Origin of the sequence: Pseudomonas helleri, from assembly GCF_045830615.1 — a bacterium.
Taxonomy (GTDB): Bacteria; Pseudomonadota; Gammaproteobacteria; order Pseudomonadales; family Pseudomonadaceae; genus Aquipseudomonas; species Aquipseudomonas helleri.
The window spans coordinates 1,066,457-1,089,773 of sequence record NZ_CP174501.1 but is presented as its reverse complement, the minus strand read 5'-3'; the positions used below and the strand labels follow the sequence as shown (position 1 = coordinate 1,089,773).

The following is a 23,317-nucleotide window of genomic DNA, read 5'->3' as shown; positions in this document are numbered from 1 at the left end:
TGAATGATTGCAGTGTTGTTTTCGTCAGGCGCAATGGACTACTTTCTCGACCTCTCTTTCAATCTGCGCTCCTTTTGCAATTTCAGCGGTGCGCAGGTCGTAAGCTGTTTGCAGATTCAGCCAAAATTGCGCCGACGTGTCCAAGGCGATAGCCAAGCGCAACGCCACATCCGCGCTAATGCCACGACGCATCAATACAATTTCATTCACTGTCGGTGCAGAAACCCGTAAGGCTCGTGCCAGTGCAGCGGCTGTCAGGCCAAGCGGATCCAGATACTCCTCCTTGAGAATCTCTCCGGGATGTATGGGCCGCATGCCGTTTTTAAACATGATTCACCTCAGTGGTAGTCCACAATTTCGACATTTTCCGCGCCGTTGGGGCCCCAAAAAAAACAGATCCGATACTGACCGTTGATTCGAATACTGTATTGGCCTTCTCTATCCCCATACAGTGGCTCTAACCTGTTTCCAGGTGGCGAGCGCAAATCGGCGAGTTCAAGGGCAGCGTCCAGCATGGTCAGTTTTCGCTCAACCACCGAAGCTATTGCGACCCACCGTCGGGTTCGGCCGGTCTCAAAAAAGATTCTGGTGTCTGCGCATCTGAAGCTTTTTATCATAATTTAACGCTTAACGTTATTCGTTAATAATCACTGTACTCTTAATCCCTCAACACCCGATGTACGAAAAGTCGACCAGCGACAGACGGCCCACATAAATAGCAGCCATAAAAAAGGGCCGCCTCATTATCTGAAGCGGCCCTGAGGTCAATCAGCTGGCCTGATTACGCTTCGGCTTTTTTGCCTGAGCCAAAGGTGGCGAAGCGTTTGTTGAACCCGGCGATCCGGCCTTCGGACTGGGTCTTGCGCTGCTGGCCGGTGTATACCGGGTGGGAAGCGCTGGACACGTCAAGGGCTACGTAAGGGTAGGTGTTGCCGTCGCTGTGGGTGTGGCTGCGATCGGTGTCGACCGTAGAGCCAATCAGAAAGAAAACGTCAGCGGCGGTGTCGTGAAACAGTACGGTGCGGTAGTCGGGATGGATACCAGGTCTCATAAAGCCTCCGGGGCGTCTGGGTGTTTTTGATGTGTTATACAGTAACACAAGAAAAACACCCAAACGAGAACCGATTGCAATAAGGTTAGACCCAAGGCTTATCAGGACGCTTCCTGGAAGTCCATTTCCGGCGGTTGTTTGGTGAAGCCACGGGTCAGGAAGCCCAGGTAGATACAGCCAATCACCAGCCAGGTCAGGCCCAGGTAGATGGCCAGGTGGTCAAGGCTGATCATCAGCCACAGGTCTGCCAGCAGGCCGATGGTCGGGAACACCAGAAACAGCACAACTTCACGCAGGCCACGGTTTTTTCCGCCGATCCAGTAGTGGAAGATCACCGACAGGTTCACCAGGGTGAACGCCAGGAACGCGCCGAAGTTGATGAACGACGTCGAGGTGGTCACGTCCAGTTTCAGCGCCAGCAAAGCAACCACAGCACACAGCAGAATGCTGTTTACCGGCGTGCCGTATTTGGCGTGCAGGGTGCCGAAGAACGACTTGGGCAATACACCGTCACGGCCCATCGCAAACAGCAGGCGCGAGCCACTGGCCTGAGCCGACAGGCCCGAGGCAAATTGGCCGACGATCAAACCAATCATGAAGACCGACACAAACAGGTCACCACCAATGTTGCGGGCGATCTCGTAGGCCGCCGAATCGACGTCCGCGAACTGGAACGACGGGTGAGCGATCTGCACGAAGTACGACACGCCAACAAAGATCAGCCCGCCGATCAAGGTGATCAGCATGATTGCCCGTGGAATGGTGCGACGTGCGTCGCGGGTTTCTTCAGTGAGGGTACTCACCGCATCAAAGCCCAGGAACGAATAGCAGGCGATGGCTGCACCGCTCATGATCAACGGCATTTGCATCTGGCCATTGAAGAACGGTTCGATGGTCCACAACGGCTTGCTGGCGTCACCGCCGATGTAATGCACACACAACGCCACAAACGCGATCAGCACCAGTGCTTGCACCAGCATCAACAAGGCGTTGACACCGTTGGCCAGCTTGAGGCCGACGATGTTGATCAGGCTGGTGATGCCAATAAAGGCCAAGACCCAAATCCACTGCGGCACCGCAGGGAACGCCGAGTGCAGGTACGCAGCACCAATCAGCCAGATGGCCATGGGCAAGAACAGGTAGTCGAGCAGCACCGCCCAACCGGCGATAAAGCCGAGCTTGGGGCTGATGGCCTTGCGCACGAAGGTGTAAGCGGAACCGGCCACCGGAAAGGCCGAAGCCATACGCCCGTAACTCATGGCGGTGAAGAACATCGCCACCAGGGCGGCCAGGTACGCGGCCGGCACCATGCCGCCGGTGGATTGCGCCAGAATGCCGAACGTGCCGAGCACGATGATCGGTGTCATATAGGCGATGCCAAACAGCACCACCGACCCTAGCGACAGGGTGCGTTGCAAACGAGCCATGGGTGAATCTCCGCGCGATTATTGGTTTTATGGCAGAACTGAAAGTCGGTGAAGCTGATTTTTTTTATGGTCGAGCATTCCCGCGCACAGCGCAGGAATGTCGCCTTGGACGCTCCGCGTCCCAATTACGCAGGGATCAACAGCTCCCGTGTCCCGTCAGCGCGCTCGATTACCTCACCCGGTAATTTCAAGCGCTGGTCGTCCAGGTAGCGGTAGTCCTTGCGAGCCGCTTTCAATTGCGCCAGATCCAGCTCTACGCGGAATTGGCCTTCTTCACGCCCTGCTTCAAACAGCAGCGTGCCGAATGGGTCCACCAAGGCGCTGCCGCCCGCAAACAGCAGCCCGCCATCGCCCTCTTCCACCCGGTTGACCATCAGCGCGAACGCCTGGTTTTCCTGGGCGCGGGCCATGATTGAGGTGCGGTGCGTCGGACCGTACGGGTCCATGTTGCCGTTGGTGACGATGAGCAGTTCGGTGCCCAGTTGCGCCAGTGCACGGGCGCTCTCCGGGAACTCGATGTCGTAGCAGATCAGCAGGCCGACGCGCACGCCGTTCCACACGCAGGTGCTGTAGCGGTCGCCAGCGTTGAATACGCCACGGTCCGAAGCCCACAGGTGGGTCTTGCGATAACGCAAGGCCACGCCTTCGGGGGTGATCATCAGCGTGGTGTTGTAGAATTTGCCGTCGTCGTTTTCGGCCATGCCGATGACCACGGCAATATTGCGCGCTTTGGCGGCCTGAATAATGGCCTGCACAGTCGGGCCGTCGATCGATTCGGCAACCGCTGCAACTGTTTCGGCAGAGGGGAAACCCATCAGGTGCGTTTCCGGGAACACGATCAACTGTGTGTCAGCCGCGCACGCTGCAATGGACGCAAGGGCCCGTTCAAGGTTGTAGGCGGTGCCGTTGTCACGGCCTGCCAATTGAGCAAATTCGACCTTCATGGGTATTCCCGTTCTTTTGTAAGTGTTCTCGTTGGCGCAGTATGCTTAGCCACAACCTGCCAGGGAATCACGCGGCGGGGGTAACCCGATAGGGGTAGATTGATGACCATGTCACTTGAAGACATCGCCTGGCACCGTTCAGTTGGGCAAATGATAGACGCTCTGGACCAGACCAACTTTTGGACTCAACTCGTACGTCTGCTGGAGCACTATGTGCCGTTTGACAGTTGGGTGGTGCTGCTGTTCAGCAGTGAGCACAAACCGCTGGTGTTCGCCGAGTGTCCGGGGCAGGACGGCAGCCCGGACCAGTTGTTTCAGGACTACCTCAACGGCCTGTACCTGCTTGACCCGTTCTATATTGCCAGCCGCGAACACTCGCGCACCGGCCTGCTGCGCCTGGCCGAAGTGGCGCCGGAGCATTTCGAACTCACCGAGTACTACCAGCGCTACTTTCGCCTGAACGTGGTGGCCGATGAAATCCAGTTCAACAGCCACCAGCCCGACGGCCGTACCTTGTGCCTGTCATTGGGCTCGCGTCAGCGTTTTGACCGCGAACAGATCGCCCTGCTGTCGCTGATCCAGCCCTGGGTGCTGAGCCTGCTGCGCCAGCGTCTGCCCTACGAACTCAAGCAAGTGAGTACTCCCGAGCCGCCAGAGCTCAACGACGAATGGGGCACGCACCTGACCGCCCGCGAACTGGACGTAGGCCGCTTGATGCTCAGCGGCTGCTCCAGCAAAGAGATCGCCCGCAAGCTGGATATCTCGGTAGAAACCGTCAAAGTTCACAAGAAACACATCTACCGCAAGCTGGGCATCAAGTCGCAATCAGAGCTGTTCTCGATCTTTTTGCAGGCTCAAAAGGACCAGGGCGCTCCCCATCCCGTCTCTTGAATGACGGGATCAGCCAATCAAGTGGTTCAGAGCATGTGCCCTGCCCATATGTTGCGGCTTACCAGGTCGGCGGCAATCTCGATAAACGTATCGCCTACCCATTTTGCAGCCGGGCTGACGCGCCTGTCTGCGGGGAAGACCTGGACCAATTTACGCATGGGGACAGGGTCAACCAAAGGTGCGGCACTGAGCACGCCAGACTCGATCTGTGCGTGAATCGAAGCTAATGGCAAAGCGGTCAAACCAAAGCCATGGCGGACCAGATCGATCATCGCGCCAAACGAGTCAGCTTCAACGCTCGTTTTTAGCTTGATGCCGACTTCACGCGCACAGGTGTCCAGAATGACGCGAAGACTGTGCCGGGCGCTGGGCAACACCAATGGTTGCCCTCCCAGAGTCTGGAATGACACAGGCGTATCCATGCGCAGATTGGCGCTGGCGGGGCCCACCAATAGCAGGTTTTCCATCATCACCGGCATGATCCGCAGCGTATGCAGGGGTTGCGGGTCATAAGAAATCGCCAGTTCCAACTCCCCACGTTGCACCCAATCGAGCAGGTGACCGCTGTAGGCAGACGAAAACCTGATACCGAGATCTGGATGTTGTTCTTTGACTTTTCGAACCAACGGGACCGTGGCAATTTCCGCGACCGTCGGCGTAGTGCCGATGATGACGGTGCCCCGAAAAGAAGACTTCCCACCGGCAACCGAACTTCGTATTGACTCCATTTCCTCCATGATTCGAGTGGCATGCGCCAACACTTCGCGGCCAGCATCGGTGATTTCCATTCCCCGCCCGTGCCGATCAAACAAATAAGTGCCGAGTTCTTTTTCCAGCAACCGAATTTGTCGGCTGAGCGCCGGCTGTGCGATGTGAAGCCGGTCAGAGGCCTTGCTAAGGCTACCCAGCTCGGCAACATGAATCAGGGTCTTGAGTTGAACGACATCCATTACCAGGCCAGTCAAATTCAGGCTCGGCGCGACATGCGGCGAAGACGCCTCAGTGTACCCGCAATGCTGCCAGGGGGAAGGCGCCAGGCCGCCGGTGCATTGGCCCTCAAGACGTGCGGGCAGGCTCTGAACCAAGGCTCTCAGGGGGCTGAGGGCAAGCTATAGCATTTCGGCCTATCAGTTAGACCTTGCGCCTGTGGAGACTACCGTGTGGGCCCGGCAAACCACACAGACGGCGACCAACGATACAAAACGGGCATATCTCAAAGACAAAAACGGTAGTCGCCGTTAGGTTCCAGCACTCCCAGAATGGCTGAAAACACAAAAACAGCACTGCTCGGGAGATGGGTATGTCAACAGAAGCAGAACACACCGTGGGGCAAGAGTGGCAGGAAGAAGTCTTTCGCGTGCTCAAGGCCCACAACGTCAAACACGTGGTCTTCGTCCCGGATGCGGGGCATTCAGCCGCCATCCGCATGGCTTATGCAGACCCCGACATCAAGGCCGTCGTGCTTACTACTGAAGAAGAAGGCATCGGCTACCTCGCTGGCGCCTGGCTGGGAGGGGAGCGCGGCGCGCTCTTGATGCAGTCCAGTGGCGTCGGAAACTGCATCAATACACTGGCGCTTCAAGTGTGCGCCGGTTTCCCGCTGTTGATGGTCGTCACCCTGCGCGGCGACTGGGCTGAATTCAACGCGTGGCAGAACCCTATGGGCCAGGCCACCGAAGCTTCGCTGAAGCTGATGAACGTCATGACCTGGCGCGCGGACGTCCCGCAAGACGTCGCGCCACTGCTTCACGGTGCCGCAACCATGGCATTCAACGGTGATAGCGCGACGGCTCTGCTGCTTGGTCAACGCCTGATTGGAGAAAAGAAATGGGTCAAGTAAGCGCAAACCACACGCTGTGCCGCCGCGAGGTCGTTAAAAACCTGTTGGCCGACCGCAAGGACCTTTTGGTCGTCACCGGCCTGGGCTCAGCGGCTTATGACGTCATGGCCGCAGGCGACCATGATCTGAATTATTACCTGTGGGCGGCGATGGGCAGTGCCATCACCGTTGGCCTGGGCCTGGCCAATGCTCAGCCTGACAAGTCGGTGGTGGTCGTCACGGGTGATGGTGAATTGCTGATGGGCTTCGGCGCCCTGGCCACCGCCGCCCTTCAGAAACCCGCCAACTTGACCATTGCGGTGCTCGATAACGGCCACTTTGGCGAAACCGGCATGCAGGTCAGTCATGCGGGTTTTGGTATTGCCCTGGACCAGGTCGCGAAGACCTGCGGCTTCAGCTGGACCAATGAAATCCGTGACATGCAAGGCGTGCACAACCTGCGCGAGCGTGTCGCCACGCGCGACGGCATCAAACTGGCGACCATCAAGATCAAAGCTGAAAACCCGCCACGCGTGCTGCCACCGCGTGATGGCCACTACATCAAAAATCGCTTTCGTGCGGCGCTAGGCTTCAAGCCGATCTGACCCTTGCATGCAGCAACCCGGACGCGCAGGGCAGTTGTCATGGGCGGCACGTTGAGGCAATCCAGAGGCTGTTTACGATTTTTTCGCTGGCACAACAGGCGCATGGCACACCCCGGACAGACTAAGCTCAGGGCTCTTCAGCCCGGCCGCAGAGCCCTTAGTCCTTGTCCGGGCTTTACCGACAGGCGCAGAATGCCTGACCGACCTGAGCGTCAAATCCAAGGAAAACCGTATGAGCCTGTCGTTACTAAGCCGTTACGCCTTCTTTGCCTTCTGTGTCATTTTCACCCTCGCCAGCCTTCCTTTTATGCATCACGAATGGCTGTGGCCCTTCACTGCGGTGACGTTGGCCCTGAGCCTGCTGGGCATTTTCGATTTGCTCCAGGGGCCCCACGCGGTGCGCCGCAACTACCCGATTCTGGGCAATATTCGTTATCTGGTTGAAGCCATTCGCCCGGAAATCCGTCAGTACCTGCTGGAGTCCGACAGTGACGCGCTGCCCTTTTCACGGGCGCAGCGCTCGTTGGTGTATTCGCGGGCCAAGAATGAAACGGCTGACAAACCGTTCGGCACGCTGATTGATGTGTACGAACCGGGCTTTGAATTTATCGGCCACTCCATGCGCCCCGCGCCATTGACCGACCCCAGCAGCTTTCGCATCACCATCGGCGGCCCGCAGTGCACCCAGCCGTATTCAGCCTCGATTTTTAATATCTCGGCCATGAGCTTTGGCTCGTTGAGCGCCAATGCGATTCGCGCCCTGAACAAAGGCGCCAAACTCGGCAACTTTGCCCATGACACCGGCGAAGGCAGCATCAGCGCTTACCACCGCGAAAACGGCGGCGACCTGACTTGGGAACTGGGCAGCGGCTACTTTGGCTGCCGCACTTCGGATGGCCGCTTCGACCCGGAGCGCTTTGCCGCCCAGGCGCAAACCCCGCAAGTGCGCATGATCGAAATCAAAATGAGTCAAGGCGCCAAACCGGGCCACGGCGGCATTTTGCCCAAGCACAAGGTCACCCCGGAAATTGCCGAAACCCGTGGCGTGCCCATGGGCGAAGACTGCATCTCGCCGTCACGCCACAGCGCTTTTTCAACGCCCATCGAAATGATGCACTTCATCGCGCAACTGCGTGAGTTGTCGGGCGGCAAACCGGTGGGCTTCAAGTTCTGCCTGGGCCACCCGTGGGAGTTCATGGGGATCTGCAAGGCCATGCTCGAAACCGGCATCCTGCCTGACTTCATCGTGATTGACGGCAAGGAAGGCGGTACCGGCGCCGCCCCCGTAGAGTTCACCGACCACATCGGCGCACCGATGCGCGAAGGCCTGCTGTTTGTGCACAACACCCTGGTCGGCCTCAACTTGCGCGACAAGATCAAGCTCGGGGCCAGCGGCAAAATCGTTAGCGCCTACGATATTGCCAGCGTGCTGGCCATTGGCGCGGACTGGGCCAACTCGGCACGGGGCTTTATGTTCGCGATTGGCTGCATCCAGTCGCAGAGCTGCCACACCAACAAATGCCCGACTGGCGTTGCCACTCAAGACCCGCTGCGCCAGCGCGCCCTGGTGGTGCCCGACAAAGCTCAGCGGGTGTTCCAGTTCCACACCAACACCCTCAAAGCGCTGGCCGAAATGCTTGCGGCGGCGGGCCTTGAGCACCCCGCACAACTGAATGCCAAGCATTTGGTACGACGCATCTCGCGCACAGAAATCAAGCTGTTCTCACAGTTGCACGTGTTCCTCAAACCCGGCGAACTGCTGACCGGCGAGGCCAATGGCGAGTTTTACTCGCGCATGTGGCAAATGGCCCGAGCGGACAGTTTTGAACCTGACGTGATCGCCGCTGCGTGAGCATAAGCCTCTTCCCGAACATCATCCGTTTTGATGTTCGGGAAAAGCCCCAACACAACGGCAAAGCAATAAGGCATTACATAGTTAACAACAAAACTTGAATACTTGTTTAACTGACTGCCCTCACCATCAGTTATTTAACCTATTAATAGCCACAACATTGTTTCTAGACTGGCATGACTTTCCCTACTGCGGATATTACTCATGCCGACTGTTCCGTTAACCAACACTTCATTAAAACCGCCTGATTTAAAAGACCTGGGCATTCATCACGACCTGATCAAAGCCAAGGCCCAATCAGCGATCAATAACTTTCATGCTTCATTGCTTCCAGCCCTGCACAATCAAGCCTATCCACCCGTGCCCGGTTACAACCTCCTGAGTGCTGAACAGCAACAAGGTCTTCGCGAACATCAGGCACTGTCTCGTACTAACCTGATCAATCTTCGCCAGTACCTGGACGACATCAGCAGTGTCGAGGCCTTTGCCGAACCCCTGTTGCAGGACGCCTTGCTGAAAGCGTTCGGGATTGCCTGTGATGTCAGAAAAAACGTAATCACTCTCACGACGCTCAATACCTACACAAAGGAGATTGAGAGCCGGGCCACGCAGACGCTCTTGCAGGCCGCCCTGCACAACTTTTTGCCTGATCAGGCCGAAGCAGGCGGCATTCCGAGGGGCTCACATCTCTGGGATTACAAATCCACGCGCTCCAGCGACCCGGCGCCAAAACTGCTTGAGATTGACCCCGTAGCCTTCGCCCATTTATGCCGGGAACTGGATATCGGCAAACGTTACCAGGAACATCTGGCCGCCATTGTCAGCCCGCCGCAGGCCCGGGACAAACTCGCCATTGCCACTGTTTTTAGCGCCCATGAGCGCAGCACGCTGTTATTGCAGGCCGATGTGGCCTTTATGAATAAACACATCAAGCCCGAGACCCACGCCACTTTAATGCGCTTTGGTGCGGGAGATGAACGGGCCTTGTATGGCAGCCTGCCCATTACCTGCAACTATATGAAACTGGATGAGGTGCAGTTCTCATCCATGATTCTTTTTCACGGCGCCCCGCTTGAACAAGAACAACGCTGCATTGTTTATATCCCCGGCGACCCGATCAGTTGTTTAAAAGAGTACGACAACTTAAGAGCCGCCCACGCCGACTTGATGATTAAACTGCAGGACGCCACTTACCGTGAGTTCTTTATTCACCTGGCCCCTCAATCACAGAAACTTGCACTGACCAAACGTTTTAACAACCGTTTTGCAAAAGGCGGCAGAGACCCGTTGGGCATGACCCAACAGCCTGTCTCCGGCAATCTTTTTGAGCATTTATATACCCGCAAGACCCAGCAATTGATGGCGGATGCTCGGTTCCTCGCGGTACCGACCGATGACATCAACCGCATCGCCTTACTGGAGCGCCTGGAGCACTACCTGGACGTCAGCCTGAACGTGCTGAACGTTGCCGCATTCTTTGTGCCGGGGCTGGGCGAGGTCATGGCCGTGGTATTTGCAGCGCAGATCATGAACGACGTTTACCACGGCATTGAGGCCTGGGAGCAAGATGACAAGGACCTCGCCTGGGCCTACACCAAAGGCGTGCTGATCAATCTGGCCACTGCAGCGGCAGTCGGCAAATTAGCCTCGGATTTCGCCCGCCCGTTGCCGGTAAAACCTGTCCCGCTGATTGAGGAAATGGCGGTCTTTAGCCAAGAAGAGGGGAAAACCATGCTTTGGAAACCCGATATCACCCCCTTCGAACATGACATCAGCCTGCCCCCGGCGCTTAAACCCGATGCGAAGGGCCTGTATTACCACCTGAGCCGCTATTACCTGAAACTGGAAGACAAGCACTACAGCGTCGAAAAAACCGGCGAACAGACGTATCGACTGCTTCATCCAACGGAGCCAACAACCTACGGGCCCGAACTGTCGCATAACAACTATGGTGCCTGGAAACACGCGGCAGAAGAGCTTGCCGACTGGGATGAAAACACCTTGTTCAGGCGCTTGCACCCCACCTTGAGCACCGTTGACAGTGAAACGGTTGAACAGATGCTGCATGCCTGCGCTGTTGACGACGCTGAACTGCGTCAGGTGCACGTCGACCAAAGTCCGCCTCCGGCACTGCTCAATGACAGCATCACACGCTTGGCCATCGACCAGGACCTGCAACGTTTTATCCAGCGGATGCAGGCGGGAGATCGAACGGCCGACCCACAGATTCAGCTCCAACTGCTGGTTGAAGAAGATATGTGGCCTCCCACCAAAACCCTGCGTTTTATTGATATCCAGGGCAAAACCATCACCGAGTACGGCAATAACCTGACCAAAAAACTGCCCATCATCCAAGTCCTCGACAGCCAGTTGCGCCGAGGTGAGATGTTGAAAGTCGTGCTCGAATCCCTGGCTCCCGAAGAAGTGACCGCGCTGGTGGGGCTCAGTACTGAGCAGGGTGAGATTGGCAGCAGCTTGACGGAAAAGGCCGAAGCCTTGCACAAACGCCTGACCCGGCGAGCCAGGCAACGGACTGACAAACTTTTTGCGTCGCGCTACACGTCGCCGCCCATGCCCGACTCCCCTGCTGCGCGGCAATTGCTCAAGCGCTTCCCCACCCTCCCCGGCCCGGTCGTCGATGAGTTGCTGGCCTCTGCCACGCAAGCCGAGTTTGAAGCACTCGACAAGCAAATACGGGTGCCCGTGCGCATTGCCCAGGAAGCCAACCTTTACGCTCAGGAGCTGCGCCTGACCCGGGCCTTTGAAGGCCTTTACCTTGAATACCTGAACAATGCCGACACGCAAAAGCTGCTTTTGCACAGCCTTGCGGACATGCCGGGCTGGTCAAAAGACGTGCGCATCGAAGTGCGTGACGGCGAGTTTTCAGGCCCGTTGCTCGACCATGTGGGCGCAGCCGATGCGCCGATCCGTAAAGTGCTGGTCAAGGAAGGCAGCCAGTATCAAACCTACGACGCCAACCACCTTAGCCTGCATGGCCTGGATGACCTCTATGCCAGCGTGTTGCATGCCCTGCCCGATGCGCAACGCCGAGCGCTGGGCTTTCCCCATCCGGCCCAGGGCCCGGCCCTCAAGGAAGCGCTGGCGCAGCGCGCGCCCATGAGCCGCAACGCCCTGCGGGATGTACTGCAAATACCCCGCACACAAGAACCCTCACCGATGCGACTGGCAAGAGGACGCCCCGTCGATTCATTCCCTCAGCCGGCTGCCGCGCGCTGCGCCCGGTCACCGTTCGCCTGTTTCAGATCAACCCCGCGGCGAGTCAGAAGCCTGATAACCGAGCTGTACCCAACCCATACAGCCGAGGCGGTTGAAGAGTTTTTGGGGCTTGAAGACCTCTACAGTCGCGAAGGTTTGCAGCGCCTTGAGGCCTTGAAGACAGAGTTTAGGACGCTGGTCAAAGACCTCGAAAACTGGAAAGCCAAACCGCCGGAACTGGCTCAGATCAGCCGCCACCATGTACGCCTGGTGAACCCCGTAGATAAACAGCGGGTCATCAACAAGTTGATCAAATGCTGGCAACGAAGAATCACTCAGCCCCTGGCAGGTATTGAAACTTCATTGGGTGAAACGCTGAACATTGAAGGAATCCATTTCGGGACGTTCCCCGAGCTCACCGCAGACTTCAGCCATGTCAAACAACTGCAGTTCAAGAACTTTTACCTGCAACCCGATATCAATGGACTTCTGAGGCAATTCTCCGGTTTGACATCACTCACACTGAACTCAACGCACTTGGTTGAAATACCTTCAAGCATTTTCGACTTGGCCTCATTGACCCATCTGAACCTGGGCGGCAACAGCATTACCCTGTCCGTTGAAGAGGCCGGCAAACTCAGCGAAATGACACAACTGAACGTGCTGGACCTTAACAACAACCCACTGGGTGAAGTGCCCGACTTCACCCACATGAATCAATTGCAGCAACTGAACCTCAGAAACACCCGCCTCAGCACATGGCCCTCGGGCCTCGAAACGCTGCAGGAACTGACGAATCTTGATCTTCGCGAGAACAACCTGACAGCTTTACCGCAGAGTTATTTCCAGTTGTCTCGAGAACGCTTGCGCAGCACCTATGTTCATGGCAACCCCCTGCCCGCCGCCACACTTGACGCAGTGTTGGCTTACCGAGAACAACTGGGCTTGCGCTTTGAAGCGCGCGTGCATGCGCGAGGCGCTGAGCCACATCCGGCAGACGTCTGGCTGGATAACACGCAGCATTCCGAGCAACGCCTGGACCAACTCGAACTCTGGTCAGCCGTGCAGGCCGAGCCCGGCAATCGGGATTTTTTCAGGGTGATTCATGACCTGTCGGAATCACCGGACTTCCGCTTTGCACGCGAACAACTAACCCAACGGGTGTGGCGTGTCATCGCGGCGGCCGCTGAAGACACCTCGCTCAGGCACGAATTTTTTGGCGGCGCGGTTGAGCATCAAACCTGCATTGACCGCGTCCAGACGGTATTCAGCCGATTTGGCTACAAGGTGCTGCTGCATGAGATCGGTCTACTGCAAGGCGTCGCCAAAGAGACCGAACTGCTGAAGTTGATCAAGGGGCGCACACGCCTGCTGCAACTGGATGACATTGCCCAAACCCAAATCGACCTCCAGACCAGCGCCTACAACACAGCGCGCGAGGAAGCTCGGCTCTCATTAGGACAGATCGCAGAACTCAAACCTGATCCGCTCGAAGTGCAATTGATCTATCAGGTCGACCTCGGCGATCGCCTGGAACTGCCTTGGCAGCCTTCGCATATGAAGTTTCGCACCCTGGCGAAAATCACTCCCGCGCAAATTGAAGAGGCCTTTAACCTGGTCATTAACCAGGAAAAAATCCCCGGCTACCTGCCGAAAAAAATGCTCGAGGAAGAGCCCTGGGTGGATTACCTGACTGAGCACTACGGCGCAGAGATTGAGGCTGAGCGTGAGCCGCACTTACAGCGCATCAAATACATCGATCAGTTGCAGGATCTGCAGGAACAATGGGCCGAAAAGCAGGCCGAAGGCGACAGCGATGCCCTTCAAACGCTGACTCATGACTTGAAAGCACTGGCGCAAAAGCTGGGGGTGGATGAGCAAAAGGTATTTACCAAAGCGCCAATGCTCGACGAGGATTACTACGCGTTGCAACTCAAAGCCCGCGCTGAACTCGACGAAGTGATGGTCAAACTCACGCAAACCCTCCTGGATAAAAAACAACCGTCGGTCATCCTCGACGAATAAATCCGAGCTTTCGTGACAATCAGTAATAACCGCACTTTGCATTTATCGCCCAATAGCTTCACCCTGCGCGCCGCCGATGTGCGGCGCGAAACTTCTGTTTATCGCGTAAGACTTTATTACCTTCTGCCTGAGAATTTGCCGTGATGATTAACGGACGCGACCACCGCATCGACTTTTTTCGCGGGCTGGCGCTGATTTTTATTTTTTGGGACCACATCCCGCACAACCCGCTGGCTGAACTGACCGTGCGTAATTTCGGTTTCAGTGATGCGGCGGAGATTTTTGTCTTTCTGGCCGGTTATGCCGCCGTGCTGGCCTACGGCAAGATTGCCCGGCGTGATGGCTTGTTGATCGCCAGCGTAAAGATCTGGCGCCGCGCCTGGGTGCTGTATGTGGTGCATATCTTCTTGCTTGCCGTGTTGATGGGCATCGTATTTTTTGCCAACAGCCACGTTGAAACCCGTGATCTGGTGCAAGAAATGGGCTTGCAGTACTTCTTGAGCAACCCGCAGCAGGCGCTCACCGATGAGTTGCTGCTGCGCTTTAAACCCAACCTGATGGACCCGCTGCCGCTGTACATCGTGCTGCTGATTGGCTTGCCGCTGGTCCTGCCGATGCTGCTGCGCAAGGCGCGCTACGTGGTGGGTGTTTCGCTGGCGCTGTACTTGATAGCGCCGTACTGGAACTTCGCCTCACAAGAAGGCGGCGTGTGGTTTTTCAACCCGATTGCCTGGCAGTTCCTGTTTATTCTCGGCGGCGCGCTGGCGCTGTATGGTCAGGACAACCCTGCGGTGGATCATCGACCGTTAAGCCAGCAACCGTTGTTTCTGGGGGCGGTGGTTTACCTGCTGGTCACCGGGCTGGTGGCGGTGTCATGGAAATGGCCGCACCTGCACGACGCAGTCATGCCCGTGGCGTTGGGCGAGTGGGTGTACCCCATCAGCAAGACCAACTTGTCCCCCCTGCGCTTACTGCACTTTCTGGCCTTGGTGTATGTGGTGGCCAAAATCGTGCCCCACGGCGAATGGCTGAACCAGTGGCTCGTCCGTCAAGTCTGCCGCATGGGTCGTTATTCGCTGGAGGTGTTCTGCCTGGGCGTGATCCTCGCCCCGCTGGCAGACATGTTCAATGCGCTGGGCGGCGACGGCTGGGCAGTGCAGGTGTTCAGCGCCCTGATGGGCGTAGGCCTTATGGCCGTGCTGGCCCAGTGGCTGGACTGGAACAAGCGGCTGGGGATGGCGCCTAAGGTATGACGTGTGCCTCGCGATCTTTTGGTCTTTAAAAGATCGCGAGGCGTGCTCGCTTTTACAGGCAGCGTTTTAAGCAGACCTTAATGAGCAGAAGAAGCCACTGCGGTCTGATCTTTTGGCGACAGTTTGAACACGTAGAACAACACCGTCAGCAAGATCAGGAACGCCGGGCCTACAAACAGGGCCACGCGGGTTTCTTCAAAGTAGGCCATCAGCCCGACCACCATCAGCAGGAACGCCAGCGCCGCAAACGAGCTGTAAGGGTACAGCCACATGCGGTACTTGAGTGCGGCCGCCTCTTCACGGCTGAGGTTTTTGCGAAAACGCAGTTGCGCCAGCAAGATCATCAACCAGGTCCAGATCGCACCGAAGGTCGCAATCGCCGTCACCCACACAAACACCTTCTCCGGCGCCAGGTAGTTGAGCACAACGCCCAGCAGCAACATGGCAATAGACAGCAGCAGTGCGTTGCGCGGTACGCCGTTTTGCGAGGTGGTGGCGAAGTTGGCCGGGGCCTGACCGTTTTGCGCCAGGCTGTAAAGCATGCGGCCGGTGCTGAAAATGCCGCCGTTGCAAGACGACAAGGCCGCGGTGATCACCACAAAGTTAATGATGCCCGCTGCGGTTTTGATGCCCAGGCGCTCGAACGTCATGACGAACGGGCTGCCTTGGGTGCCGATTTCGTTCCACGGGTAGATCGACAGGATGACGAACAGTGCGCCCACGTAGAACAGCAGAATGCGCCAGAACACCGAGCCAATCGCGCTCGGGATGGTCTTTTGCGGGTTGCGGGCTTCACCGGCAGTCAGGCCGATCATTTCGACGCCCAGGTAGGCAAACATCACCATTTGCAGCGACATCAGCACGCCCTGAATCCCGTTCGGCATAAAGCCGCCCTGGGTCCAGAGGTTGGAGATGCCCAGCGCCACGCCGTCATTGCCGAAACCAAAGGCAATGATGCCGATACCGCCGATCACCATCGCGATGATGGTGACGATCTTGATCAAGGCAAACCAGAACTCGAACTCACCGAACGCCTTAACCGCGATCAAGTTGATCGACCCCATGCTCAGCAGTGCCGCGAGGGCCCAGATCCAGCGCGGTACATCCGGAAACCAGATGCCCATGTACACCGCCACGGCGGTGATTTCGGCAACGCACGTCACCAGCCACAAGAACCAGTAGTTCCAGCCGGTCAAAAAGCCCGCCAAGGGGCCGAGGTAGTCTTGCGCGTAGCGGCTGAAAGAGCCGGCTACCGGGTTGTGCACGGCCATTTCGCCCAATGCACGCATGATCACCAGAATGGCCAGGCCACCCAGGATGTAAGACAGCATGATGGCCGGACCGGCCATTTCGATCGCTTTGGCCGAGCCCAGGAACAGGCCTACGCCGATACAGGCGCCAAGCGCCATCAAGCGGATATGGCGTTCGCCCAGTTCGCGTTTGAGCGGGCCGCCCTGCGCGGTTTCACCGTGGGGCTGGTGGTTGCCGACTGGCATAAAAGTACAACCTCATAATTGTTATTGGATGTGCATCACTAGAGCGTTCCAAGAGCTTGGCCGGTTGCCAGACTCCCCTTGCAAAGGCCTCTAACCTCGTGGGTCGGACGTTCAAAAGGGAAATGCCCTACTGAGATCGGCGGCGAGTATTGCACAGGGTTGGTGCACAGTCATTCCCCTACCTAGGGCGTATTTACCCTGAGCAAGGGCTCTATCCCGTCACTTTGCGCGCCTGTAAAAACCTGTAGCCGCTGCCGAAGGCTGCGATGGGCAGCGCTGCGGCCCCATTTTCACCTGTCCCACTCCCCACCAAGATGAGAACAATTACCGTTCGTCAATTCTATTTGCACAATCTTAAGATATATCTTAAGTTGCTTCGCACACACAGAGGACGAAGAAAATGAGAGAGCATCACCACCCCCATCATCGCGAACACAATGTTGGTCAAGACGGTTTTGAAAAACGTGCCGGTCAACGCGGCGGGCGAGGCCCGCGGGTATTTGCCCCCGGCGATCTGAAATTACTGCTGCTGGCCCTGGTTGCCGAGCAGCCTTGCCATGGCTACGACCTGATCCGCCAGATCGAAGGCATGTTCGATGGCGCCTACAGCCCGAGCCCGGGCGTGATCTACCCGACCCTGACCTTTCTGGAAGAGAGCGAGCTGATTGAAGGCGACGCCGAGGGCGGGAAAAAACGTTACAGCGTGACCGACGCCGGTCGCCAGTCCCTGCTGGATCAAGCCATTGCGCTAGACGGTGTGCGCATGCGCATCGACGTCAGCAAGCGCTCGCTGCGCGGCCATGACCGGCCTGCCGAAATTCACGAGGCGGTGCACAACCTGCGCCATGCCTTGCAGATGCACCACGGCCGCTGGAACCCGGCAGAAATTGCCCGGGTACGCGACTTGCTCAACAACACCGCAAAAGCCATCGTCGATGGCCCTGTTACTGCCCAGCCTGCGCAGGAGAACGCTGAATGAATACCGCTAATCCCCAAACCATTCACCGCGTCATGCATGAAATCAAACGTCGCAAGTTAGAGGTGCTGCGCGTGGTCGACCTGACCCCGCGCATGCGCCGCATCACGGTGGGCGGCCCCGAGTTGGCCGGTTTTATCAGCCTGGGCAGCGACGACCACGTAAAGCTGTTTTTCCCGCAGACCGCCGAAGAACAAAGCGCTCTGGAGAGCGTGGAACTGAGCGGCGGAATCAAAAACAAAGTCATGCCGCCCATGCGCGACTACACCCCGCGCCGCTACGACCTGGACGCGCTTGAACTGGATCTGGATTTTGTCTTGCACGGCGACGGCCCTGCCTCCACCTGGGCCGCGCAAGCCCAACCGGGCCAGTTCCTGCACATCGGCGGCCCACGCGGCTCGATGATCGTGCCGGATATCTTCGACAGCTACCTGCTGATCGGCGACGAAACCGCCCTGCCGGCCATTGCCCGCCGTCTCGAAGAGCTACCGGCCAATCGCCGTGCGCTGGTGGTGGTTGAAATTGAAAACGCGCAGGAACAACAGCCGCTGAACAGCGCTGCATCGGTTGAAGTGATTTGGGTGCACCGAGATGCGCCAGCAGAAGACCTGCTGAGCACCGTCGAACACCTGAAAATTCCAGCGGGCGAGCTGTATACCTGGGTCGCGACTGAAAGCGCGCTGTCACGCAAAGTGCGTCGCATCTTGCTCGACACCCACGGCCTGAACGATGAATTCGTGAAAGCCGTCGGTTACTGGCGCCTGGACGACAGCCCGCAAGAGTAATCCCTTACATTCCCTGTGTAGGAGCGAGCTTGCCTCGCGATCTTTTAAACGATCAAAAGATCGCGAGACAAGCTCGCTCCTACAGAGAGGATCGGCCGCGCCAGCGGTCAATCACCACCATCAGCAGAGCCACCGCCACAAACCCCGCCAAAATCCCCAACGCGTTCACAAACGTCTGCGCATACCCCAGTTTGTTGACATCAATAAACGGGTACGGGTACATGCCCAGCGCATGCCCGCGCCACAGCAAATAGGCAAAGTACACAATCGGGTACAACGCCCACACCGCGATGTGGCTCAGGCGCAACGTGCCTTTGGGCACGCAAAACCACCAGTACAAGGTGAACAGCACGGGCATGACATCGTGCAACAGTTCATTGGCCAGCCAGTGCAGCCCCTGCGGTTGCCAAAGGTTGCGCAGCAACAGGCTGTAGGCGGCGCCCACCACGATGATGCTCACAGCAATCCCGCTGCTAACCCACGGCTGCAAGAAAAACCTCCGGCCCCTGGAGTCCTGCGCAAGAGCGGCGTAAGTCAGCACAGTGGCGGTCAGGGTATTGGTCAGCACCGTGAAAAAGCTGAAGTAATTGACCAGCCCGCCCAGCACGCTAGCGCCGGATGTCCAGCGGGCAATCAGCACCAGGTCGAGCTGAATCGCCAACCCGCTCCAGCCCAGAATGGCCATTAATGCTAACCAGCGGTGAGTGTGCGCTGCACGCATACGCCGATCAGAGCTCGCGCTTGGTGCGGGCGTATTTCACATAGAGCTTCTCGACCTTCTCACGGGCCCACGGCGTTTTACGCAGAAACGTCAGGCTCGACTTGATGCTCGGATCGCTTTTGAAGCAGCGAATATCAATGCGCTCGGCCAGCCCTTCCCACTCGTAATGCGCCACCAGCGCAATCAGGATCTGTTCCAGCGTCACGCCGTGCAGGGGGTTGTTGTTGGGTTCAGTCATGCCGAGCCTTTTTAAGCAGAAGTAGGAAAGCCGCGCACCTTAGCTCAGGGGCCAGTCATTTGGAACACGGTGAGTTTAGCCGGGCCTGCGCCCTTGCAGAAAAAGTTCCGCTTGGCGCGACCAAATGCGATGTTATATTGTAACGATACAGTCGTTACCCAGAGCGCTCAGCGCCACGCTTTTCATCACCCTTGCCAAGGAATCTGCAATGTCCTCCCCTGCTTTGCCACGCTCACTGCGCCGTCTGCGTTTGACGCCGCTCGCCACGGCCCTGCTTATCGCTTCCCCCGCCTATGCACTGGAGCTGCAACCCCAAGTCATCACTGGTAACCCGCTGGGCAGCAGCCAATTGGCTTCTCCCACCACAGTGCTAGAAGGTGATGACCTGACGCTGCAGCAACAAGGCAGCCTGGGTGAAACCCTCAATAAGCAACCGGGCGTGTCGTCGTCTTACTTCGGCCCGGGCGCCAGCCGACCGATCATTCGCGGCCTGGACGGCGACCGGATTCGCATTTTGCGCAATGGCGTGGGCGCACTGGACGCCTCGTCGCTGTCCTACGACCACGCCGTGCCACTGGACCCGGTCAACGTTGAGCGCATTGAAATCGTCCGTGGCCCGGCCGCCCTGCTCTACGGCGGCAACGCCATCGGTGGCGTGGTCAACACCTTCGACAACCGCATCCCCACTGAAGCCATCAACGGCATTCAGGGTGCAGGCGAATTGCGTTATGGCGGCGCCGACACCACGCGCAGCAGCGCAGGCAAGCTGGAAGCCGGTAACGGCACGTTTGCCCTGCATTTGGACGCCAACGCACGCCAGTTCAATGACCTGAAAATCCCCGGTTACGCCCGCGATCGCCACGCCCCGGAAGGCGAAGATGACAGCGATCAAAAGAAAGGCCGCCTGAGCAATAGCAGTGGCCGACAGGACGGCGGCGCGGTTGGCGGTTCCTACACATGGGATGACGGCTACGCGGGCATCTCTTACAGCAACTACGACTCCAATTACGGTTCCCCTGCCGAAGATGACGTGCGCATCCGCATGAAGCAGGATCACTACGCCTTCGCCTCGGAGATCCGCAACCTGCAAGGCCCGTTCAGCTCGCTCAAACTGAACGCCGGCTACACCGATTACGAACACCGTGAAATCGAAGGCGGCGAAGTCGGCACCACCTTCAAGAACAAAGGCTACGAAGCGCGTGTTGAAGCGCGTCATGTGCCGATCGGCCCGCTGAACGGGGTGATTGGCGCGCAGGTCAACCGCAACGAATTCTCGGCCCTCGGCGAAGAGGCTTTCGTACCGCAGACCGACACCACCACCGGCGCGCTGTTTATTCTTGAAGAGCTGCAAGCCACCGAGCGACTCAAACTCAGCCTCGGCGGGCGCCTGGAACACACCGTGGTTGACCCGAATGCCAAGGGCAATGAGCGCTTCGAAGCAGCCGACAACTCCAAGCGCTTCACCGCGGGCAGCCTGTCTTCAGGCGCGGTGTTCACCCTGACACCGATCTGGTCGCTGGCCGCAACGCTGGGCTACACCGAGCGCGCGCCGACCTTCTACGAGCTGTACGCCAACGGCGCCCACGTTGCCACCGGTACTTACGAACTGGGTAACCCTAACCTGTCAAAAGAAAAAGCCGTGTCCAGCGACCTGGCCCTGCGCTTTGACAATGGCACCCACAACGGCAGCGTTGGCGTGTTCTACAGCCACTTCTCCAACTACATCGGCCTGCTCGGCACGGGCCGCACCCTGAACGACGAAGGCGAGCCAGACGCCAGCGGTATTCCGGAATACACCTACTCCGGCGTACGTGCACGTTTCGTAGGGTTTGAGGCCAAGGATCACTGGAAGCTTGGCGAAAGCGCCTACGGCAAATTTGCACTGGAACTGTCGGGCGACTACACCCGCGCTACCAACCTCGACACCGGCGAAGCGTTGCCCCGTATTGCGCCGTTGCGCCTGAGCAGCGGTTTACTGTGGGAACTCAATCGCTGGCAGGCACGGGTCGATGTTGAACACGCCAGCAATCAGGGCCGCGTACCGGACAACGAGTCGGGCACCAATGGCTACACCACCCTGGGCGCCAGCGCCGGTTACAACTTTACGGTGGGTGGCAGCCAGTGGCTGGCCTTCGTCAAAGGCGACAACTTGACCGACCAGACCGTGCGTTATGCCAGCTCGATCTTGCGTGATATCGCCCCGGCACCGGGCCGCAGTGTTGAAGTAGGCCTGCGCACAACGTTCTAAGTCATAACCCTGCCGCTGTAGGAGCGAGCTTGCCTCGCGATCTTTTGATTTTTAAAAGCAAAAGATCGCGAGGCAAGCTCGCTCCTACAGTTTTTTTTCTAAACCCTTCCCGCCCTCATTTCCCGCAAACACCGTCGAACGTGAGGCAAAAAGCCCCTGAGACGAACGGTCGCAGGTGACTGTTACAGAATCCGAAATGATCCATGTCAATTAAAGTGCTGTTTCTAAACGTTTCGTCGCTTTATCATTTCCGCATCAAGGGCTGAAACGTTTCACGCCAGCCCTTACATTCTGAAAGTGTGAGTCCTGCCTGCAAAGACAGCGCTACCCACTTCACCGCCCGACCAAAAGACCTTCATCTCGACCTATGTCCACATTTCTGACTTTGCGCAAAGACAGCGCGCTATTCCCTATGGCCGGGCAAAAAGCCCTGACCCTGATCGGCGGCATTACTGCCCTGGGTTTCGCCAGCTTCGTACAGGCCGCACCGGCGTTCGACAGCGATTCAAAATGGATGTTCGGCGACTGGGACGGCTCTCGTACCGCACTGGAAAAGCAAGGCTATAGCTTCTCGCTCGACTACGTGGGCGAAGTCGGCTCCAACCTGCACGGCGGCTACGACCATGACCGCACCGCGCGTTACAGCGATCAGTTTGGCCTGGGCACGCACCTGGATTTGCAAAAAATCCTGGGCTGGCACGACGCTGAATTCCAACTGACGATTACCCAGCGCGATGGCAACAATATCAGCAATGACCGGATCAACGACCCGCGCGTCGGCGGCTTCACCTCGGCCCAGGAAGTCTGGGGCCGTGGCCAGACCACGCGCCTGACGCAGATGTGGTACCAGCAGAAATTCTTCGACCAGAAGCTCGACATCAAGGCCGGTCGCTTCGGTCAGGGCGAAGACTTCAACAGCTTCCCTTGCGACTTCCAGAACCTCGCGTTCTGCGGCTCGCAGGTGGGTAACTGGGCCGGCAGCATCTGGTACAACTGGCCGGTCAGCCAATGGGCGCTGCGGATCAAATACCACCTTACGCCCGAGCTGTATGCACAGGTCGGCGCCTATGAGCAAAACCCGTCCAACCTGGATCGCGGTAACGGTTTCAAGCTCAGCGGCAGCGGTACGCAAGGCGCGGTGTTGCCGGTTGAACTGGTGTGGACACCGACACTTAATGGCCTGCCGGGCGAATACCGCGCGGGTTATTACTACAGCAGCGCCAAAGCCACCGACGTCTACAAAGACGCCAACGGCCAACCGGCAGTCTTGAGCGGCGAAGCCTATCGCAGCAGTTCGAGCAAGCACGGCCTGTGGCTGGGCGTGCAACAGCAACTCACCAGCCGCGCCAGCGATCAATCCCGTGGCTTGAAGGTGTTTGCCAACGCCACCCTGCACGACAAAAAAACCAACGCCATCGACAACTATGTCCAGGCGGGCGTTGTGTACAAAGGCGTATTCGATGCACGCCCCAAAGACGACATCGGCTTTGCCATGGCCCGCGTTCACGTCAACCCGGCCTACCGCAAAAACGCCGAAGCCACCAACCAGGCCCGTGGCGTTTACGACGCCAGCAACCTGGACTACTTGCCGCCTCAGCACACTGAGTACAGCGCCGAGTTGTATTACGGCGTGCACGTTACCGACTGGCTGACGGTGCGACCGAATCTGCAATACATCCGCCATCCGGGCGGTGTTTACACCGTGGATAACGCCCTGATCGGCGGTTTGAAAATTCAAAGTTCGTTCTGACGAACGGGCTGCAAGACAGC

General features: G+C 57.8%; 19 protein-coding genes. 10 read left to right on the top strand and 9 right to left on the bottom strand.

The window, feature by feature from the left end; genetic code table 11:
• Positions 1-24: 24 nt before the first annotated feature.
• From ACJJU9_RS05030 to ACJJU9_RS05010, 5 genes are all read right to left on the bottom strand, one after another.
• Complete coding sequence (locus ACJJU9_RS05030) at positions 25-330, bottom strand: HigA family addiction module antitoxin (RefSeq protein ID WP_048367001.1); 306 nt, start codon at positions 328-330, stop codon at positions 25-27.
• 8 nt (positions 331-338) lie between these two features.
• Positions 339-617 (bottom strand): type II toxin-antitoxin system RelE/ParE family toxin, encoded by a 279-nt coding sequence (locus ACJJU9_RS05025; RefSeq protein WP_407730191.1) that lies wholly within the window; start codon positions 615-617, stop codon positions 339-341.
• A 164-nt stretch (positions 618-781) separates the two neighbouring features.
• Positions 782-1,051 (bottom strand): type B 50S ribosomal protein L31, encoded by a 270-nt coding sequence (locus ACJJU9_RS05020; protein WP_048367004.1) that lies wholly within the window; start codon positions 1,049-1,051, stop codon positions 782-784.
• A gap of 101 nt (positions 1,052-1,152) precedes the next feature.
• Positions 1,153-2,478, bottom strand: coding sequence for an APC family permease (locus ACJJU9_RS05015; protein ID WP_407730190.1), 1,326 nt, complete (start codon positions 2,476-2,478; stop codon positions 1,153-1,155).
• Between the two features lie 125 nt (positions 2,479-2,603).
• Entirely contained in the window at positions 2,604-3,422 is an 819-nt protein-coding gene (locus ACJJU9_RS05010; protein WP_048367006.1) for a carbon-nitrogen hydrolase family protein, read from the bottom strand.
• Positions 3,423-3,524: 102 nt separating this feature from the next.
• On the opposite strand from ACJJU9_RS05010, the gene ACJJU9_RS05005 reads away from it, so the two are divergent.
• Positions 3,525-4,313, top strand: coding sequence for a LuxR C-terminal-related transcriptional regulator (locus tag ACJJU9_RS05005; RefSeq protein WP_048385972.1), 789 nt, complete (start codon positions 3,525-3,527; stop codon positions 4,311-4,313).
• A 26-nt stretch (positions 4,314-4,339) separates the two neighbouring features.
• Here the strand turns inward: ACJJU9_RS05005 and ACJJU9_RS05000 are convergent, their stop codons facing one another.
• Positions 4,340-5,263 carry a LysR substrate-binding domain-containing protein gene (locus ACJJU9_RS05000; RefSeq protein WP_331368185.1) on the bottom strand — a complete coding sequence of 308 codons (924 nt, stop codon included), beginning with the start codon at positions 5,261-5,263 and terminating at the stop codon, positions 4,340-4,342.
• A 350-nt stretch (positions 5,264-5,613) separates the two neighbouring features.
• Between ACJJU9_RS05000 and ACJJU9_RS04995 the strand changes: the two genes are divergently transcribed.
• From ACJJU9_RS04995 to ACJJU9_RS04975, 5 genes are all read left to right on the top strand, one after another.
• On the top strand, positions 5,614-6,153 hold the full coding sequence (locus ACJJU9_RS04995; RefSeq protein ID WP_153327245.1) for a thiamine pyrophosphate-binding protein: 540 nt from the start codon (positions 5,614-5,616) through the stop codon (positions 6,151-6,153).
• Positions 6,141-6,737 (top strand): thiamine pyrophosphate-dependent enzyme, encoded by a 597-nt coding sequence (locus ACJJU9_RS04990; protein WP_153327246.1) that lies wholly within the window; start codon positions 6,141-6,143, stop codon positions 6,735-6,737. Before ACJJU9_RS04995 ends, ACJJU9_RS04990 begins: the two co-directional genes overlap by 13 nt.
• Positions 6,738-6,969: 232 nt before the next feature.
• Entirely contained in the window at positions 6,970-8,589 is a 1,620-nt protein-coding gene (locus ACJJU9_RS04985) for an FMN-binding glutamate synthase family protein (RefSeq protein ID WP_048367010.1), read from the top strand.
• 204 nt (positions 8,590-8,793) lie between these two features.
• Entirely contained in the window at positions 8,794-13,830 is a 5,037-nt protein-coding gene (locus ACJJU9_RS04980; protein WP_407730189.1) for a dermonecrotic toxin domain-containing protein, read from the top strand.
• 143 nt (positions 13,831-13,973) lie between these two features.
• Entirely contained in the window at positions 13,974-15,083 is a 1,110-nt protein-coding gene (locus ACJJU9_RS04975) for an OpgC family protein (RefSeq protein ID WP_407730188.1), read from the top strand.
• Positions 15,084-15,160: 77 nt separating this feature from the next.
• On the opposite strand, the gene ACJJU9_RS04970 is transcribed toward ACJJU9_RS04975, so the two are convergent.
• Positions 15,161-16,579: an amino acid permease gene (locus ACJJU9_RS04970; RefSeq protein ID WP_048367014.1), complete on the bottom strand. Its 1,419-nt coding sequence runs from the start codon at positions 16,577-16,579 to the stop codon at positions 15,161-15,163.
• A gap of 400 nt (positions 16,580-16,979) precedes the next feature.
• Between ACJJU9_RS04970 and ACJJU9_RS04965 the strand changes: the two genes are divergently transcribed.
• The gene (locus tag ACJJU9_RS04965) at positions 16,980-17,558 is read left to right on the top strand and encodes a PadR family transcriptional regulator (protein WP_048367015.1); all 579 of its coding nucleotides are present in this window, start codon (positions 16,980-16,982) and stop codon (positions 17,556-17,558) included.
• Complete coding sequence (locus tag ACJJU9_RS04960) at positions 17,555-18,340, top strand: siderophore-interacting protein (protein WP_407730187.1); 786 nt, start codon at positions 17,555-17,557, stop codon at positions 18,338-18,340. The genes ACJJU9_RS04965 and ACJJU9_RS04960 overlap by 4 nt, the downstream gene beginning before the upstream one ends.
• A gap of 79 nt (positions 18,341-18,419) precedes the next feature.
• On the opposite strand, the gene ACJJU9_RS04955 is transcribed toward ACJJU9_RS04960, so the two are convergent.
• Both ACJJU9_RS04955 and ACJJU9_RS04950 read right to left on the bottom strand, forming a co-directional pair.
• Positions 18,420-19,061 (bottom strand): Pr6Pr family membrane protein, encoded by a 642-nt coding sequence (locus ACJJU9_RS04955; protein ID WP_407730186.1) that lies wholly within the window; start codon positions 19,059-19,061, stop codon positions 18,420-18,422.
• Positions 19,062-19,068: 7 nt separating this feature from the next.
• Positions 19,069-19,299, bottom strand: a complete 231-nt coding sequence (locus ACJJU9_RS04950; RefSeq protein WP_048367018.1) for a VF530 family DNA-binding protein — start codon at positions 19,297-19,299, stop codon at positions 19,069-19,071.
• A 208-nt stretch (positions 19,300-19,507) separates the two neighbouring features.
• Here ACJJU9_RS04950 and ACJJU9_RS04945 point away from each other — a divergent pair, with 208 nt between their 5' ends.
• Both ACJJU9_RS04945 and ACJJU9_RS04940 read left to right on the top strand, forming a co-directional pair.
• Complete coding sequence (locus ACJJU9_RS04945; protein WP_048385958.1) at positions 19,508-21,547, top strand: TonB-dependent receptor; 2,040 nt, start codon at positions 19,508-19,510, stop codon at positions 21,545-21,547.
• Between the two features lie 367 nt (positions 21,548-21,914).
• Positions 21,915-23,297 (top strand): carbohydrate porin, encoded by a 1,383-nt coding sequence (locus ACJJU9_RS04940; RefSeq protein WP_048367020.1) that lies wholly within the window; start codon positions 21,915-21,917, stop codon positions 23,295-23,297.
• The last annotated feature ends 20 nt before the right edge of the window (positions 23,298-23,317 follow it).